Here is a 517-nt window from a genome sequence, read left to right as displayed (position 1 = left end):
AGCTGCTTGACCTGATCCTCGGTGACGTCGTCCGGGAGGTGGACGAAGCCGGCCGGAAAGGGCTTGCCCTCGGGCGGGCGGTGGAGCGCCAGGCACCCCATGAGTTCCTGCTTGGCGAACGAGGCGCCGATCCGGATCGTTTTCAGGCCGCGGCGCAGCTTCTTACCGGCCGGGGTCGCGTCCTTCGCGCCCACGCCGAGGAACGCCGCACCGTAGCTGTCTTGGCCGTCGACCGCGTGAACGGCTCGCCCGGGCTGGGTCCTGACGAAGGCGTAGACCTCGGCCGTGAAGCCGCTCGAATCCACGCCCCAGTCGCGTCCGCGCATGTCGGCGCCGCTCTCGTGCTCCCAGGTTTCGTCGAACATGGCCACGACGTCTTTCCAGACTTGGGCTCGGACCGTGTCGCCCTGGAGCACCCGGTGCTCGATCAGCCAGCGCTCCCGGTTGCGCCCGATGCCCCAGACGCTCGCCTCGCGGCGGTCCTTCTGTACTGCGACACCGCAGCACTGCACCAGGG

Annotated in this window: 1 protein-coding gene; it reads right to left on the bottom strand. The window is 69.4% G+C overall.

Translation table 11 applies throughout. From position 1 onward, the window contains the following. Window positions 1-517, bottom strand: a 517-nt coding sequence (locus MKK54_RS14585) for a terminase gpA endonuclease subunit (RefSeq protein ID WP_244011896.1), incomplete at both ends; no start/stop codon positions are given.

This window comes from Methylobacterium sp. J-068, assembly GCF_022829445.1.
Classification (GTDB): Bacteria; Pseudomonadota; Alphaproteobacteria; order Rhizobiales; family Beijerinckiaceae; genus Methylobacterium.
Note: the sequence above shows the minus strand (reverse complement) of the source record. Positions and strands in the feature narration are given on the sequence as shown.